The 15,895-nt window shown below is 64.4% G+C and carries 14 protein-coding genes; 4 read left to right on the top strand and 10 right to left on the bottom strand.

Annotated features, from left to right (window positions below):
• Positions 1-116: 116 nt before the first annotated feature.
• From SH602x_RS16750 to ppk2, 9 genes are all read right to left on the bottom strand, one after another.
• The gene (locus SH602x_RS16750) at positions 117-836 is read right to left on the bottom strand and encodes a response regulator (protein WP_479473401.1); all 720 of its coding nucleotides are present in this window, start codon (positions 834-836) and stop codon (positions 117-119) included.
• Positions 833-3,574: a DUF4118 domain-containing protein gene (locus tag SH602x_RS16745; RefSeq protein ID WP_479473400.1), complete on the bottom strand. Its 2,742-nt coding sequence runs from the start codon at positions 3,572-3,574 to the stop codon at positions 833-835. The genes SH602x_RS16750 and SH602x_RS16745 overlap by 4 nt, the downstream gene beginning before the upstream one ends.
• Before the next feature lie 3 nt (positions 3,575-3,577).
• The gene (locus SH602x_RS16740) at positions 3,578-4,141 is read right to left on the bottom strand and encodes a potassium-transporting ATPase subunit C (protein WP_479473399.1); all 564 of its coding nucleotides are present in this window, start codon (positions 4,139-4,141) and stop codon (positions 3,578-3,580) included.
• 51 nt (positions 4,142-4,192) lie between these two features.
• The gene (gene kdpB / locus SH602x_RS16735; protein WP_479473398.1) at positions 4,193-6,304 is read right to left on the bottom strand and encodes a potassium-transporting ATPase subunit KdpB; all 2,112 of its coding nucleotides are present in this window, start codon (positions 6,302-6,304) and stop codon (positions 4,193-4,195) included.
• Positions 6,305-6,357: 53 nt separating this feature from the next.
• Positions 6,358-8,034 carry a potassium-transporting ATPase subunit KdpA gene (kdpA, locus tag SH602x_RS16730; protein ID WP_479473397.1) on the bottom strand — a complete coding sequence of 559 codons (1,677 nt, stop codon included), beginning with the start codon at positions 8,032-8,034 and terminating at the stop codon, positions 6,358-6,360.
• 66 nt (positions 8,035-8,100) lie between these two features.
• Entirely contained in the window at positions 8,101-8,193 is a 93-nt protein-coding gene (locus SH602x_RS16725; RefSeq protein ID WP_479473396.1) for a potassium-transporting ATPase subunit F, read from the bottom strand.
• 83 nt (positions 8,194-8,276) lie between these two features.
• Positions 8,277-8,411 (bottom strand): hypothetical protein, encoded by a 135-nt coding sequence (locus SH602x_RS16720; RefSeq protein WP_479473395.1) that lies wholly within the window; start codon positions 8,409-8,411, stop codon positions 8,277-8,279.
• A gap of 742 nt (positions 8,412-9,153) precedes the next feature.
• On the bottom strand, positions 9,154-9,351 hold the full coding sequence (locus SH602x_RS16715; RefSeq protein ID WP_479473394.1) for a SulP family inorganic anion transporter: 198 nt from the start codon (positions 9,349-9,351) through the stop codon (positions 9,154-9,156).
• 7 nt (positions 9,352-9,358) lie between these two features.
• Entirely contained in the window at positions 9,359-10,168 is an 810-nt protein-coding gene (gene ppk2, locus SH602x_RS16710) for a polyphosphate kinase 2 (protein ID WP_479473393.1), read from the bottom strand.
• A 249-nt stretch (positions 10,169-10,417) separates the two neighbouring features.
• On the opposite strand from ppk2, the gene SH602x_RS16705 reads away from it, so the two are divergent.
• Positions 10,418-10,648, top strand: a complete 231-nt coding sequence (locus SH602x_RS16705) for a potassium channel family protein (protein WP_479473392.1) — start codon at positions 10,418-10,420, stop codon at positions 10,646-10,648.
• A gap of 14 nt (positions 10,649-10,662) precedes the next feature.
• On the opposite strand, the gene SH602x_RS16700 is transcribed toward SH602x_RS16705, so the two are convergent.
• Positions 10,663-11,439, bottom strand: a complete 777-nt coding sequence (locus SH602x_RS16700; RefSeq protein WP_479473391.1) for a hypothetical protein — start codon at positions 11,437-11,439, stop codon at positions 10,663-10,665.
• 362 nt (positions 11,440-11,801) lie between these two features.
• Here SH602x_RS16700 and SH602x_RS16695 point away from each other — a divergent pair, with 362 nt between their 5' ends.
• The 3 genes from SH602x_RS16695 to SH602x_RS16685 all read left to right on the top strand — a co-directional run bounded on the left by SH602x_RS16695 (position 11,802) and on the right by SH602x_RS16685 (position 15,644).
• The gene (locus SH602x_RS16695) at positions 11,802-12,008 is read left to right on the top strand and encodes a hypothetical protein (protein WP_479466973.1); all 207 of its coding nucleotides are present in this window, start codon (positions 11,802-11,804) and stop codon (positions 12,006-12,008) included.
• Positions 12,009-12,388: 380 nt separating this feature from the next.
• Positions 12,389-14,773: an MGH1-like glycoside hydrolase domain-containing protein gene (locus SH602x_RS16690; RefSeq protein ID WP_479473390.1), complete on the top strand. Its 2,385-nt coding sequence runs from the start codon at positions 12,389-12,391 to the stop codon at positions 14,771-14,773.
• Between the two features lie 79 nt (positions 14,774-14,852).
• Entirely contained in the window at positions 14,853-15,644 is a 792-nt protein-coding gene (locus SH602x_RS16685; protein ID WP_479473389.1) for a bestrophin-like domain, read from the top strand.
• The last annotated feature ends 251 nt before the right edge of the window (positions 15,645-15,895 follow it).

Below are 15,895 nucleotides of genomic sequence, written 5' to 3'. Positions count from 1 at the left end.
CCGAATGAAGCCGCGTTGCTCAACGTCTCGACTGCCGCCGCGTTCAAGTCGACGCCTCGTGCTGAGGTCGATCTTCCGGGGGCTGTGACAGGAGAGCTAGCAGGCGAAGACGCTGTCTAGCTGCCAGCGTTCAGACGGTATCCGACGCCCTGTTCGGTGAGGATCAGGCGGGGACGGGCGGCCTGCGCTTCGAGCTTCTTGCGCAGGTTGGCGACGAAGACGCGGAGGTAATGCGTCTCGCCCACGCTATGGGGTCCCCAGATTTCCTTGAGCAGAAATCGGTGCGTGAGCGCCTTGCCCTCGTTGCGGATCATCAGGGCGAGAAGGTCGAACTCCGTCTTCGTCAGACGAACCTCCTCGCCGTCGCGAAAGACGCGGCGAGCTTCCAGGTCGACCCGCACGGGGCCGCTGACGAATTCCTTCCGAGTGGGCCCGTCGTTCGCCGACGATGAGCGGTCGCGATGACGCAGCGCGACGCGGATGCGTGCGAGGAGTTCGCTGACTCCGAACGGTTTCGTCAGATAGTCGTCGGCGCCGGCGTCGAGCGCCGCGACCTTCTCCTTTTCCTGATCGCGCGCGGAAAGAACGACGATCGGCAGCGACGACCAGCCGCGGATCTCGGCGATGAGATCCTTGCCGTCCCGATCGGGCAGACCGAGGTCCAGAATCAGCAGGTCGGGCGGACGCTGCGTCACGAGGCGCAGCCCGGCGAGCGCCGTCTCGGCTTCCTCGACGCGATACCCTTCGCCGACCAGCGACGCACGCAGAAACTTTCGGATCGGCGCTTCGTCTTCGACGATCGCGATCGTCGCGGCGCTCGACTCCGACGCGTTCATGAGCCGGCTCCTTCACTGGTCGACGCCCGGACTAGTTCGACCGTCGGCGGCCGGGACGGAGAAGGAAGCGAGATGCGGAAGACCGCTCCTCCCCCTGCGCGAGCCAGCGGTTCGATTTTGCCGCCGTGAGCGTCGACGATCGCCTGGCAGATCGCAAGTCCGAGCCCCGCTCCCCGAGAATCGAGATTCGCGCGGCTGCCTCGCTCGAATGACCCGAAGATTCGAACCGACTCCTCGGGAGGAATGCCGGGACCGCGGTCGGCGACCTCGACGATCGATCGGCGACCGTCCTGTCGACCGGCAACGCAAATCGGAGCTTCCGCCGGCGAGTATCGGCAGGCGTTCTCGACCAGGTTCACCAGAACCTGCTCGATCAGGACGGCGTCGACGTGGACCAGTAGCAAGTCTTCCGGCAGGTCGACCTCGACGGGTCGATCGCCGATCGTCATCTCCATCCGGTGCAACGTCGAGCCGACGATCTCCTCGAGCGGATGCCACTCTTTCTCGACACGAAACTTCCCTGACGAAAGCTGAGCGTAACGCAGAACGTTCTCGACGAGCCGGGAAAGTCTGCCCGCTTCTTCGCGGACGCTTTCGAGCAGCTCGCGCCGAAGCTTCGGATCGTCCGCTGCGGCGCCGTCCAGAAGGCTGCTCGACGCGCCGGTGATCACGGCGAGGGGCGTCCTCAGATCGTGCGACACCGAAGCGAGCAGCGTACTACGAACCTTTTCCGTCTCCGCTTCGACGCGGGAGGAGGCCGATGCGAGCGTCAGCCGATCGCGTTCCATCGCGAGGGCCGCCTGTGCGGCGATCGATTCGAGTAGCCTCCGTGCATCCGGCAGCAGCAACTTCTGCATATCGTCGCCGCATACTCCCAGGACGCCGACGGTTCCGCCGGGCGCTGCGAGCGGAACGTACAGCCCTTTCGCGGAAGGGAGGGTATCGGTCGCATGTCCGGCGACCTGTTCGTGATCGAACGCCCACTGCGCGACGCCGATTTCGCTCGGCTCGGCGGCGAACGACGCCTTGTGATCCACGATCGGGCGCAGCGAACCGCCGTCCGGCAGCAGCACGACGGCCTGCACGCCGAAGGTCTCCGCCACGGCTCGTTCGGTCTCTGCCGCGAGGAAGTCGCTGCCCGCGATGCCGGAGAGCTTTCGGCCCAGGCGGTAGAGCGCCGCGGTGCGGACCTCGTTCCGACGCGCGATCTCCGCCTGGACCCGAAGCCGCGACGCCATCGCCGCCGTCGCGAGGCCGACCGCGAGCATCACGCCGAACGTCACGAGGTACTGCAGATCGTCGACGACGACGGTCCAGTACGGTTCGGTGAAGACGACGTCGAACAGCAGGACCGAGGCGATCGACGCCACGATCGACGGAAGACTTCCGCAACGAAAGGCCACGACGACGACCGCGAGCAGGTAGGTCATCACCAGATTCGCCTCGCTCAACCCCGCCTGGTGCAGGGTCAGCGCTACGACCGTCGCTCCCGCGAGGATGCCTGCCGTCTCGAGCCAGGGTCGCCGCTCGAACTTCTGCGACCGACGCGCCGGAGGAGTCGGCGCCGCGTCGCCGATGCCCCGCACGACGTAAACGTCGATGTCGCCGCTGTCGTCGAGCAGTCGATCGGCGATCGTTCGGCGAGTCCGCAGCCGCCTGGCCCGCGACGGGTCCGTCTTGCCGATGACGATCTTGGTGACGTTGCGCTGCCGGGCATAGGCGATCGTTTCGTCGACCAGATCCTCGCCGACGATCGTCTCGACTTCGGCGCCGAGTCGTTCCGCCAGACGTAGATTCTCGACCAGCTGGCTGCGATCCTCCGGAGGTAGTCCTGCCGAGGCGGGAACCTCGACGTGCAGAGCGATCCATTCGGCATCGAGCGAGTCGGACAAGCGCTTCGCCGCGCGGAGCACCTTGGCGGACGTCGGACTCGCGCTGACCCCGACCAGCAGTCGTTCCCGCGTCGCCCACGCATGCTTGGATGCTGATCCCTTTCGCGCCAGGGCGACGTCTTCATGGACGCGCTCGGCGGTCCGGCGCAGCGCCAGTTCACGAAGGGCGACCAGGTTCTCCCGCTTGAAGAAGTTCGCGAGCGCCCGCTGAGCCTGATCCGGGACGTAGACCTTCCCCTCCTTCAATCGTTCGAGGAGGTTTTCCGGCGTCAGGTCGACGAGCACGATCTCGTCCGCCCGTTCGAGGACCTCGTCCGGGACGGTTTCCCTGACGACGACGCCGCTAATCCTGGCGACGACGTCGTTCAGCGACTCGATATGCTGCACGTTGCAGGTCGAATGAACGTCGATCCCGGCGTCGAGGAGTTCTTCGACGTCCTGCCAGCGCTTCGGATGCCGCAGGCCGGGCGCGTTCGTATGGGCCAGTTCGTCGACGAGAACAATCTCGGGACGGCGAGCGAGCGCTCCGTCGAGATCGAACTCCTTCAGCGTCGCGTTCCCGTAGGCGACGGCGAGAGGCGGAATCGCGTCGATTCCTTCCAGGAGTACTTCGGTTTCGACCCTGCCATGCGGTTCGACGTAGCCGACGACGACATCCTTGCCCGCCGCTTTCAGACGCTGCGCCTCCTGCAGCATCGCATAGGTCTTCCCGACGCCGGGGGCGTAGCCGAAGAAGACCTTCAGCCGACCGCGGCGGGGGCGACCTTCCTGGGACTCTTCCGCGTCCGGCTCGCTGCGGAGTCGGGCGAGCATCTGCTCGGGGGTCGGACGTTCGGCGTCGGTCATCGGTCAGCGTTTCGAAGCGGCGTCGAGCGCCAGGTTTGCGAGCAGCACGTTCACGAGCGGAGCTTCGCCGAACGATTCCAGCGTCGGCGAGTCGGTCGCCTGCATCGCCGCGGCGAGCACGACCTCCTCCGTCAGTCCGCGAGCCTGCGCGATCCGCGAAATCTGTTGCTTCGCTGCCGTCAATGTGACATGCGAGTCGAGGCCCGAACCCGAAGCCGCGACGAGATCGGTCGCGATAGGCTCGCCGTCCGGCAAGGCATAGCGATCGAGTATTTCGGCCGCGCGCTCCGTCAGAAGCGGATTGGTCGGCGAGAGGTTGCTGCCTCCCGCGCCGCTAGCGTTGAAGTCGACCGCGGACGGACGGGGCCAGAAATACTCGGGCGCGGAGAAGCTCTGCGCGAGAAGTCGGGAACCGACGACGGTCCCGACATCGTCGACGATCAGGCTCCCTTGGGCCTGCTCCGGCACGACCGCCTGAGCGAAGCCCCAGACGACGAGCGGATACGCGACGCAACACGCGACGAGCGTGAGAATCCAGAGACGCACGGCTGTCAGGATCTCATTCATGTTCGGAAGCTCTTCTTCGATTCTAAGCAGGATACGTCGCGGAACGGTCGCTCATGCGACTCCCGGCAGAGCGAACGCGACGACGAGGTCGATCAGCTTGATGCCGACGAACGGTACGATCAGCCCGCCCAGTCCATAGATCAGCAGGTTGTCGCGCAGCAGCGTCGCGGCGCCGACCGGTCGGTACTTCACGCCTCGAATCGCGACCGGAATCAGGCAGGGGATCACGATCGCGTTGAAGATCACGGCGGAGAGGATCGCGCTCTGCGGCGAAGCGAGGCCCATCAGGTTGAGAGCCGCCAACTCCGGAATCGCGACCATGAAGATGGCCGGAATGATGGCGAAGTACTTGGCAACGTCGTTCGCCACGCTGAAGGTCGTCAACGCGCCGCGAGTCATCAGCATCTGCTTCCCGACGGCGACGATGTCGATCAGCTTGGTTGGGTTCGAATCGAGGTCGACCATGTTGCCGGCCTCCTTCGCCGCCTGCGTGCCGGTGTTCATGGCTACCGCGACGTCGGCCTGGGCGAGCGCCGGGGCGTCGTTCGTGCCGTCGCCTGTCATCGCGACCAGATGTCCCTCCGCCTGGTATTTGCGGATCAGTTCCAGCTTCGCCTCGGGCGTCGCTTCGGCGAGGAAGTCGTCGACGCCGGCCTCCGCGGCGATGGCGGCGGCGGTCTTCGGGTTGTCGCCCGTGATCATGACGGTCTTGATTCCCATGCGGCGGAGTTCGGCGAAGCGCTCCTTGATGCCCCCCTTCACGATGTCCTTGAGGTAAATCGTGCCGAGCACGCGATCGTTCTCCGCGACGACGAGCGGCGTTCCCCCTTCGCGAGCGATCTTGTCGACGTCGCGCTGGACCGCCTCCGAGACCTCTCCGCCGTTCTCGCGGACGAAGCCGGCGACCGCGTCGAAGGCTCCCTTGCGGATCTTGCGACCGTTCATGTCCAGACCGCTCATCCGCGTGCGGGCGGTGAACTTCACGAACTCGTGCTCGGCATGTTCCATGGTGCGACCGCGAATGTCGAAGCGGTTCTTCGCGAGCACGACGATGCTGCGGCCCTCCGGGGTCTCGTCGGCGAGCGACGAAAGCTGCGCCACGTCCGCGAGCGTTCGTTCGTCGACGCCCGGCGCGGGCACGAAGGCGGTCGCCTGGCGGTTTCCGAGGGTGATCGTTCCGGTCTTGTCGAGCAGCAGGACGTCGACGTCGCCCGCCGCTTCGACGGCGCGGCCCGACATGGCCATCACGTTCGCCCGCCCCAGCCTGGCCATCCCCGCGATGCCGATCGCGGAAAGGAGCCCGCCGATCGTGGTCGGAATCAAACAGACGAACAGGGCGACGAGCGTCGGCACGTCGATATAGACGTCGAAGTAGGTCGCGATCGGATAGAGCGTGCCGCAGACCATCAGGAACACGATCGTGAAGCCCGCCAGCACGATGGTCAGCGCGATCTCGTTGGGCGTCTTCTTCCGTTCGGCTCCTTCGATGAGCGCGATCATCCGGTCGAGAAAGCTCTCGCCAGGCTTCGCGGTGACGCGAACGATCAGCCAGTCGGAGACGACGGTCGTGCCCCCCGTCACCGCCGATCGATCGCCGCCGCTCTCGCGAATGACGGGAGCGCTTTCGCCGGTGATCGCCGCCTCGTTGACCGAGGCGACCCCTTCCACGACCTCGCCGTCGACGGGGATGATCTCGCCCGCGCGAACGATCACCACGTCGCCCGCCGTCAGATCCGCGGAAGAGACATGCTCCACGATCATGCCTGCACGGTCCGTGATACGACTCGCTTCGACATCCTGCCGGGCCGAGCGAAGGGCGGCAGCCTGGGCCCGACCGCGCGCCTCGGCGATCGCTTCCGCAAAGTTCGCGAACCAGACCGTGAGCCAGAGCCACAGCGAGATCGCGGCGAAGTAAAGGATCACGGAGAGTTGGGCTCCCGAAACGATCGCGGCGATCGTCGCCAGCGTCGTCAGCAGCGACCCGACCTCGGTCACGAACATGACCGGATTGCGAGCCATCACGCGCGGGTCGAGCATCCGGAGCGCCCGCATCGCGGAGGGTCCGAGCGTCTTCGCGTCGAACAGTTCGTTCGACCCCTTCCTTCCCGGCTCACCCTTCGGGGCGCCTTCACAAGCAACACGGACAGCAGCACTCGTACTCATCGACATCGATCCTGAATGTGCGATTGGTTCGAACGCTCCCACGTAATCGGGCGTCAGCGAGCGAGGTGTTCGGCGATCGGTCCCAGCACGGCGACCGGCAGAAACAGCAACGCTCCGACCAGCAGCAGCGTTCCGCCGAGAAGGACGCCGAACGTGAAGTTGTCGGTCCGAAACGTTCCTTCGGACTCGGGCGTCTTGCGTTTCGCAGCAAGCGAACCGACGATCGCCAGCGGCGCGATGATCGGTATATAGCGACCGAGGAGCATCACGAGACCGGTCGCGACGTTCCAGGGAACCGTGTTGTCGCCCAGCCCCTCGAAGCCCGACCCGTTATTGGCCGCGGCGGAGCTGAACTCGTAGAGAATCTCCGAGAGGCCGTGACTACCGGACTCCTGAATCGTCTCCAGTCCCCACGGCGTCGTCGCGAACAGAGCCGTTCCCCCCAGAATGAACAGGGGATGGACGAGCAGCGCGACGAGCGCGAGCTTCATCTCCTTCGCCTCGACCTTGCGCGACAGATATTCCGGCGTCCGCCCCACCATCATCCCGGCCAGAAAGACCGCGGTGATCACGTACAGAAACATGTTGATCAGCCCCACGCCGACGCCGCCGAACTCGACGTTCAGCCACATGCCGATCATCGGCATCAGCCCCGTGAGCGGATTGAGGCTGTCATGCATCGCGTTGACCGAACCGTTGCTGGTCGACGTCGTCGACACGGCCCAGGTCGCCCCGGCGGTCGATCCGAAGCGAAGCTCCTTCCCTTCCAGGTTCATCGACGACGCGACGGGCAGTTCGGCGAAGGCCCGCGTCGGCGCCGTCTCGAACCAGCAGGCCAGGCCCACGAACGTCAGGTAGCACCCGAGCATCACGCCGAAGATCACGGCGGCGTGCCGCATCCGTCCGATGATGCGTCCGAACATCCAGACCGTCGCCATGGGGATCAGCAGGATTGCGACGTTCGTGCCGACGTTCGACCAGAAGCCCGGGTTCTCCAGCGGATGGGTGCAGTTCGGTCCGAAGTATCCGCCTCCGTTCGTGCCGAGCTGTTTGATCGCGACGAACGCCGCGACGGGTCCGCGGGCGATCGTCTGCGTCGCCCCTTCCAATGTTTGGGCGACGGCGGCGCCGTCGAACGTCATCGGCATGCCGCACGCCGCGAAGAAGCCGGCGAACAGCAGCGACAGCGGAATCAGAACCAGCCCCGTCGCGCGCCAGACGTCCTGATAGAAGTTTCCGAAGTTCGTCCGTCCGGCGAGCCCGCGAGAGAGCGCTGTCACCGCGGCGAGACCCGTCGCGGCGCTGACGAATTGCAGGTACATCAGCGCCCCGAGCTGTGACAGGTAGCTGAGCGAGGCTTCGCCCGAGTAATGCTGAAGATTAGTGTTGCTCGTGAAGCTCGCCGCCGTGTTGAAGACCAGGCTCGCTTCCAGCGCGTCTTTCCCGTCGGGGTTCAGCGGCAGGCGATGCTGAAACGTCAGCATCGCGAAGACGAAGAGAAACATCGCGACGTTGAACGTCAGCAGCGACAGACAGTACGTTTTCCAGGTCTGTTTTGACGTCGAGAGCCTGCCCAGCAGCGCTCCGCAAAGCGCTTCGTACTTACGGCGAAGCGGTCCCGGCTCCTCCGGCTCCATGGCCCAGCGCAGGTACCAGCCGAGAGGCCAGGCAAGCGCCAGGGTCAGACCGATGATGATCGCAGGAATGAGAAACGCTGAAATCCCGGACATCCGACATAGTTCCTTGAAGGCGTCTCGCGACGAAGCGGCGATAATCCGGCAGAAGGCTGCAGCCGACTAGAACCGCTCCGGGCGGAGCATCACGTACGACAGGTAGCCGAGAGCGAAGGTCGCCGCGAGAACCGTGGCGGCGTTGACGATCCAGTCCATGCGAGTCCCCTTTCGGGAGAGAACGACATCGCTCGACGACGAACGAGTAGTCGTCGCATCTCTCGATAGCCTAACGGCGAGAGTTAGAACCGCTCGCAGGCGAAGGCGAAGCCGAACATCGCGGCGAACGCGGCCAGCCCCAGCAGCAGCATCAGAACGCTCACGGCGCTCTCCGAATTACGTGCGAAGCGATCGACGTCCGAACCTCCGAACGCCATGCACGTATACTAGAAGTCGCCGCCTCAAACGGGCGTCAAAGCTGGCGGCGAAGATCTCAAGATTCCGTCAAGATCGTTCGAGAACGGCTTGGGCTTCCTCGCAAAGACTTCTCAAGCCCCTTGCTTCTGTCCGCCCTCGGCCATCCGACGCAAGTCGCTGAGTTCGTTCCCTCCGGAGATCCGCCCAAGTCGTCCCCTATCTCCGGACCCTTCGGCTGGCCAGCCAACTTGGATATTCGAACGCGAGCGAGTCTGGCGACTTCCGCCCCCCGTCAGAAGCACCCGAAATCCAGCGGTCGGCGTCGTCGGGCGGACGGATATCGACACTCCGAACCTCGACCGACTCGCTCACCGAGGGTCCGCTCCGGCGAAGTCTCCGGACGCGGCCAACGCCAGGGCCAGAGCGTCGATCGCCTCGAAATCAGCCCACTTCGACGTTCGCACGCGCCGCGTCCGAACTCGATCGCCTGAGCCGCGTCACCAACGTCCGGGTCGTCGCACGTCGCGAGAAGCCGGCAGTACGCCGCTAGGGCGTCCACGTCGTCAGGCCAGAGAAGCAGAAATCGCTCCAGAGCGTTCGCCGCATCGGCGAAACGTCTTTCCGAGATTGCAGAAACCGCTCGCATCCGAAACAGTTCCGACTTGTGCGCGAACGAGTACTCGTTCAGGTCGATGCCGTCGCCGTTCGCGTCGTACGCGAACAGCCTGGCCTCCATCGATCCCTGCGACCCCGTTCTGTCGATCACGCCGTCGGCGTTACGAGCCCCGCGAACATGCAGGCGTAGAGGCCCGCCTCAGGCGGCAGATTCGCCAGCGAAGCGTCGCCCAGGCTGGCCGGGATGAGGTACGCGGCGAGCGTGATGCCCGCGACCAGATCAGGCCGCAGCCACTCGGCCCGATACCGCGGCGCCCATTGGAGAACCGATAGCCAAGACTTCATAGGGCCGTCAATAAACCTCGGGAACGAACCGGCGCCCCTTCAGGGATTCCTGATCGTCGTAGGCGTCTTCCTTCGCGCGCTTCGGCAGTTCGATGTCGTCCCGGGGAAGCTTTTCGTAGGGGATCCGGCTCAGTAAGTGCGCGATGCAGTTGAGCCGGGCTCGCTTCTTGTCGTCGGAATGCAGAACGTGCCACGGCGCGTGCTTCGTGTCGGTGGCATCGAGCATTTCGTCTCGCGCGCGGGAGTATGCGTACCACCGTTCGCGGGAAGGCAGATCGATCGGGCTCAGTTTCCACTGGCGTATCGGGTCGGCGATGCGCGCCTTGAATCGTTTCTCCTGCTCTTCGTTGGATACCTCCAGCCAGTACTTGAGCAGAAAGATGCCGCCGTCGACGATGTACTTCTCGATCTCGGGACAGCGTGCGAGAAACTGCTGATGCTGCTCGTGGGTGCAGAACCCCATCACTCGTTCGACTCCGGCCCGGTTGTACCAGCTTCGATCGAAGATCACGATCTCGCCCGCTGCCGGGAAGTGCGCCAGGTATCGCTGCATGTACATCTGGCTTTTCTCCCTGTCCGACGGCGCTGGCAGGGCGACGACGCGAAAAACTCGCGGACTGACGCGCTCGGTGATCGCGCGGATGGTCCCGCCCTTTCCGGCTCCGTCGCGGCCCTCGAACACGACGATCACGCGCAGCCCCTTGGCCTTCACCCACTCCTGGAGCGTGCAGAGCTCTGCCTGAAGGCGTCGCAACTCAGCATCGTAAGCCTCGCGATCCAGCCTGGACGATGCGGCGGTTTTGCGTTTCTTAGTCATGGCAGTCTTGAACCTGTGTATCGCGCGGGCTTCGAACCGGATGGGCGGAGATGATTTCGAACCTGATTATCGCTTTCGGACTGATGGCGGTTTGCGTCATGCTCCATGCGCTGGGCCTGACGGCAGCGATGCGAACCCTGCGTGATCGGCTAAACCGTGCGCAGACGTTCTGGCGCTCCACGGCCCTGCTGATCGCCGTGGCGGGCGCCACGATACTCGTCCATCTGTTTCTAAATTGCGGCGTGGGCCATGCTCTACGCATGGACGGAGGCGATGCCGGACCTCTCCTCCTCCTTCTACTTCAGCGCCGTGACGTATACGACGGTCGGCTACGGCGATCTTGTCCTGCCGCCAGAGTGGCGCCTGGTCGGAGGCGTCGAGGCGCTGACCGGCATTCTGATGTGCGGTTGGTCGACCGCATTTTTCTTCGCCGTCTTCAGTTGGATGAATAAGTCGCAATCCTATCTAGATCGCGACTGAAGCGTATGCGACCCTCACGCGGGCGGAGGACGCACGGCCGCGAACCGCCGCCGGCCCCAGTTGAAAAGACAAAGCTGCCCCACGCCGGCCCACGCGAAAATCAGACTGTTCGCCGCCGCGGCAGCGTACACGCGAAGTGCAGCCGCATCCCGGTATTTCACCTTCCCCTCGCGAGCGACGGCGATCTCCGCACGCGCGGCGGCGAGTCCGTCGGCGAGCGCATCCGTTCCAGCGACCGCTTCGCGAGTTAAGTTGCCGAGGCCGCGAAGCAGCTGAGTCGCCGTCGCCGACCTCAACGCTTCGACCTTGTCCTTCGGAGCGCTCAACGCATCTGCGGCTCGATCGATCGCGTCGGCGGCTTCGCGAGCGCGCTCCGCCGTCGCCGTCTCATCGGTGAGTTGATCGACGAAATCCGCGGCCGCCCGGATCATGGCGGCGAACGAAGCAACCGACTCAGCGATGGCGTCGATCCGCTCGAGCGACGAACTCAGGCGAATGACAAGCCGGTCGACAGCTTCGCGAACGCGAGGAAGGTCCGGATCGTCGGCCGAAAGCGTCTCGACGCCCTGATGCACTTCGTCGAGCTCCGTGCGAATCGCGTTCGCTCGCGCTTCGATGCGAGCGAGGCACGCGTCCGTTTTATCCAGGCCGCCGTCCAGTCGAGCGGCAGCGCGATCGATCCGATCGACGATTCGCGCAGCCGTCAGCCAGCCTGCGCCGATGGCCGTGACGCACAGCAAAACGCCCACTGCACCGAGCGCCGCAGCGCCGCCGCCTACCAGCTTTCGCATGAGTCTTTCAGCATGAGGGCGTGCATAGGCCGCCTCCTCCATCGCCGACGATTCGACAGATCCATTTGTCCCTCATGCATCGCTCTGAGGAAATGGGACCAAAGTCTAATGGCGAGTCGACTGTGGGGAGGGAGAATTCGCTAAGTTCGGCCCGATCGTCGTTCGCTCTCCGGAGCGACCGACGTCGCGACCGTGCGGAACGTCGACCGGTCTATCCGCACGGAGTTCGAGAAGTACGCCGGCGGCGTGGGCGAGGAAGCTCCTGCCGCGGGATGGGTCCGTTAAGGAAGCTTCGACGTACGGCGCTGGCGAGCGCGACGGACGAAGCGTCGAACTTCGACTGCTACGGAGGGAATGTTCGAATGTTGACGACCAAGCGAGAAGTCGTGTCCATCTACGTCGAGCCTTCGAGCCGTCGGTGGGTCGTGCGGGATCCGGAGGGAAACCTCTGGGCCCTCGACTCGTCGGATGACGGCTGGCGACGACGCGAGCCGTACGAACTCTCCGACGACAGCGAACTCGTCGCAGTGCCGGGTCACTATCGCTACATGCTGCAGTTGCCATTCTGAGAAAATCGAGGTGCGCCATCGACGCCGAAACGATCCGTCTCGAAGAAGCGCGGACGTCGGAACGCCCGTGGAAAAAGTGGGGCCCGTACCTCAGCGAACGGCAATGGGGGACGGTTCGCGAGGACTACAGCGAGAAAGGCGACGCGTGGGATTACTTCACCCACGACCATGCCCGATCGCGCGCGTACCGGTGGGGAGAAGACGGCCTGGCCGGCTTCTCCGACGACCATCAGACGCTCTGCTTCGCGCTGGCGCTCTGGAACGGCAAGGATCCGATTCTGAAGGAGCGCCTCTTCGGACTGAGCAACGGCGAGGGGAATCATGGCGAAGACGTCAAGGAGTATTACTACTACCTCGACGCCACCCCGACCCATTCGTACATGAAGTATCTCTACAAGTACCCGCATCAGGCGTTCCCTTACGCGGACCTCGTCGAGACGAATCGCAAGCGTAGCCGCTCGGAATGCGAATACGAACTGCTCGATACTGGAGCGTTCGACGACGATCGCTACTTCGACGTCTTCGCGGAATACGCGAAGGCGTCTCCGGAAGACATCCTCGTCCGGATCACGGCGATCAATCGCGGGGCGGAGCCTGCGGAACTGCACCTGCTGCCGACGCTCTGGTTTCGCAACCAGTGGTCATGGGATTCCGCCTCCGAACGTCCGGCGCTGAGCTTCGTCGACGGCGAACCGGGGCTCGTGATCCGCGCGACGCATCCGCGATTCGGCGAACGGTATCTCTATGCGCACGGCGAAGCCGAGGCCCTCTTCACCGAGAACGAGACGAACACGGAGCGCATTTTCGGCGTGCCGAATCGTACGCCCTACGTGAAGGACAGCCTCGACCGATACGTCGTTCACGGCGATGCGGCGGCCGTGAATCCGGACCGCGTCGGAACGAAGGTCGCGCTCCGTCGACGCTGCGTCGTCGGGGCAGGAGAAACGGCGACCTTCCTCCTGCGGATCGCGGATCGTTCGCCGGCGGAATTCCGCAGCGCCGATGGTCCGTTCGGCGAAGCGTTCCTGAAGACGTTCGACGATCGCCGGCGGGAAGCGGACGAATTCTACGCGGGGCTCACGCCCGGAGCGTTGAATGAAGACCAGGCGAACGTCCTGCGGCAGGCGCTCGCGGGGGTGCTGTGGAGCAAGCAGTTCTACTACTACGACGTCGACAAGTGGCTGGAGGAGCGCGGGTCAGATCCGTTCAAAGCGACGCGCAAGGCGGCGCCGCGAAACGAGAGCTGGCACCACATGTACAACGGCGACGTCATTTCCATGCCGGACAAGTGGGAGTATCCCTGGTACGCGGCGTGGGATCTGGCGTTTCATGTGCTCGCGCTCACGCTCGCCGATCCCGATTTCGGCAAGCAGCAGTTGAAGCTCATGCTCCGCGAACGCTACCTGCATCCGAACGGCCAGATTCCTGCGTACGAGTGGAACTTCGGCGACGTCAATCCGCCGGTCCATGCGTGGGCGGCGATCTTCGCCTACCGACTGGAGAAGGCTCGTCGCGGAGAAGGCGATCGCGAGTGGTTGAAGAGTTGCTTTCAGAAGCTGCTGCTCAATTTCACGTGGTGGGTGAACCGGAAAGATCGCTCGGGACGGAACGTCTTCGAGGGAGGCTTCCTCGGACTGGACAACATCGGCGTCTTCGATCGCAGCAAGCCCCTTCCGACCGGCGGCTATCTGGAGCAGGCCGACGGCACCGCCTGGATGGCGCTCTATTGCCAGAACATGCTCGAGATCGCGACGGAACTCGCGCTGACCGACCCTGACTACGAGGACATGGCGCTGAAGTTCAGCGAGCACTTCCTCTGGATCGCTTCCGCGATGGGGCATCTGGGAGGGGAAGCCGGGATGTGGGACGAGGAAGACGGATTCTACTACGACGTGCTGAGAACGCCGGACGGCAAGGCGAAGCGCTTGAAGGTGCGGTCCATGGTCGGCCTCCTGCCGCTCTGCGCGGCGACGGTGTTCGACGGCACGATCCTCGCGACTCGGCCTGCTCTGGGCGATCGCTTTCGATGGTTCCTGGAAGCCAGGCCCGAGCTTCGTGCCGCGATTCACGATCCGCTTCGTCCGGGCGTCAACGGTCGGAGGCTGGCGTCGATCCTGGACGAGACGCGACTGCGCCGCGTGCTCGCGAAGATGCTCGACGAACAGGAATTTCTGAGCCCGTACGGACTTCGATCGCTATCGCGGTATCACGCGGATCATCCGTACGTCATCGAGGAGGGCGGGCAGTCTTACAGCGTCCCCTACCTCCCTGCCGAATCCGATACGGGAATGTTCGGCGGTAACTCGAACTGGCGCGGACCGATCTGGATGCCCGTCAATGCGCTGGCGATTCGGGCGTTGCTGCAGTACTACGCCTACTACGGCGACGACTTCCAGGTCGCGTGCCCGACCGGCTCCGGCGTTCGCATGAACCTGTATCAGGTCGCCCAGAACCTGGCCGACCGTCTCGCGCGGATCTTCACGCGAGACGCCGACGGCCGCCGGGCCGTATTCGGCGGCGCGCAGAAGTTTCAGGACGATCCGCACTGGCGGGACTGCCTGCTCTTCTACGAGTACTTCCACGGCGACAACGGCGCGGGCCTCGGCGCCAGCCACCAGACCGGCTGGACCGGCGTCATCGCGAGGTTGCTCCATCTGTTCGCGACCATGGGGCCTGACGATCTCCTGGCGCGTGGGAAGTCCGCCTACTCCGAGGCGTCGTCGAATGCAACTTCGGAGACGCAAGCCGAGAGCGTCGCGAACTGAACTCCTGCCGCTGTCGCAGGCATCGCAGCGGCAGGCATGCGTTGAATTCGATTCGACTTTTCCAAGGTGTTCGACCAGGATGGCCTACTTCGATGCGATTCCGCTTGCAGTCCTGTTCCTCGGGGCGCTCGCGGCGTTTTGGGGCGCGATGGAAGCGGGGTATCGCATCGGTCGCTGGCGCCACGGATACCGGGCCGATGAAAAGGACCAGCCCGTCGGAGCGATGGTCGCCTCGATCCTGGCGTTGCTCGCGCTGGTCCTAGGCTTCACGTTCAGCCTGGCCGCCCAGCGCTTCGATTCCCGGAGAGAAGCCGCGCTCGACGAAGCGAACGCGATCGAGCGGGTCTATCTGAGGGCGACGCTCTTGCCCGAGCCGGAACGGAATGACGTCGTGCAGCGCCTGAAGGAGTACGTGGACCAGCGTCTGGCGGCCGCCGAATCCGCGGGGAGAGCGGATCTGGACGCGGCGATCGTCCGGTCGGAGGAACTTCACCTGGAACTGTGGACCTCGGCGCAATCGGCGGCGGCGAAGCGAGACTCGGAGATGACCTCGCTGTTCGTGGACTCGTTGAACGATCTGATCGAGATCCACTACCGGCGCCTTCACGTCAGCATTCGCGGACGCATTCCCCTCGTCATCTGGGCGGTCCTCGTCGGCATGTCGGCCCTCGCCTTCGTCGGCGTCGGCTACCAGTGCGGCCTTTCGGCGACCAGGCGATCGCCCGTCATGCCGGTCTTTGTCCTGGCGTTCGCGGTCGTGCTCTACCTGATCGCCGATCTCGACCGACCCCAGGAAGGGCTGCTGAACATTTCGCAGCAGGCCGTGATCGACGTTCAGAGGATGATGCAGCAGGACCAGGCCGGGCGATAGGCCGTACAGGCAGGCGGCGCCGACAGACCGCTGCATATCGCGTTCGCAGGTTCGTGCAGCGACGCGTGCTGTATCGGGGCCCACCCGCTGCGCTCGGAGCGGGTGAATAGATTGAGCAGGTCGGATGACTTGCATGAGCCCGCGTGCGCAATGCTCATGCGATCAGCGTCGCAAACATCTTCTACTATTTATGGGGGGAGCGATCGGCTACGCTGAAGTTCGCCCCCCCCAAGGCGAACGATCTTTTCCCG

The sequence above is a fragment of the Lignipirellula cremea genome (assembly GCF_056501455.1).
Note: the sequence above shows the minus strand (reverse complement) of the source record. Positions and strands in the feature narration are given on the sequence as shown.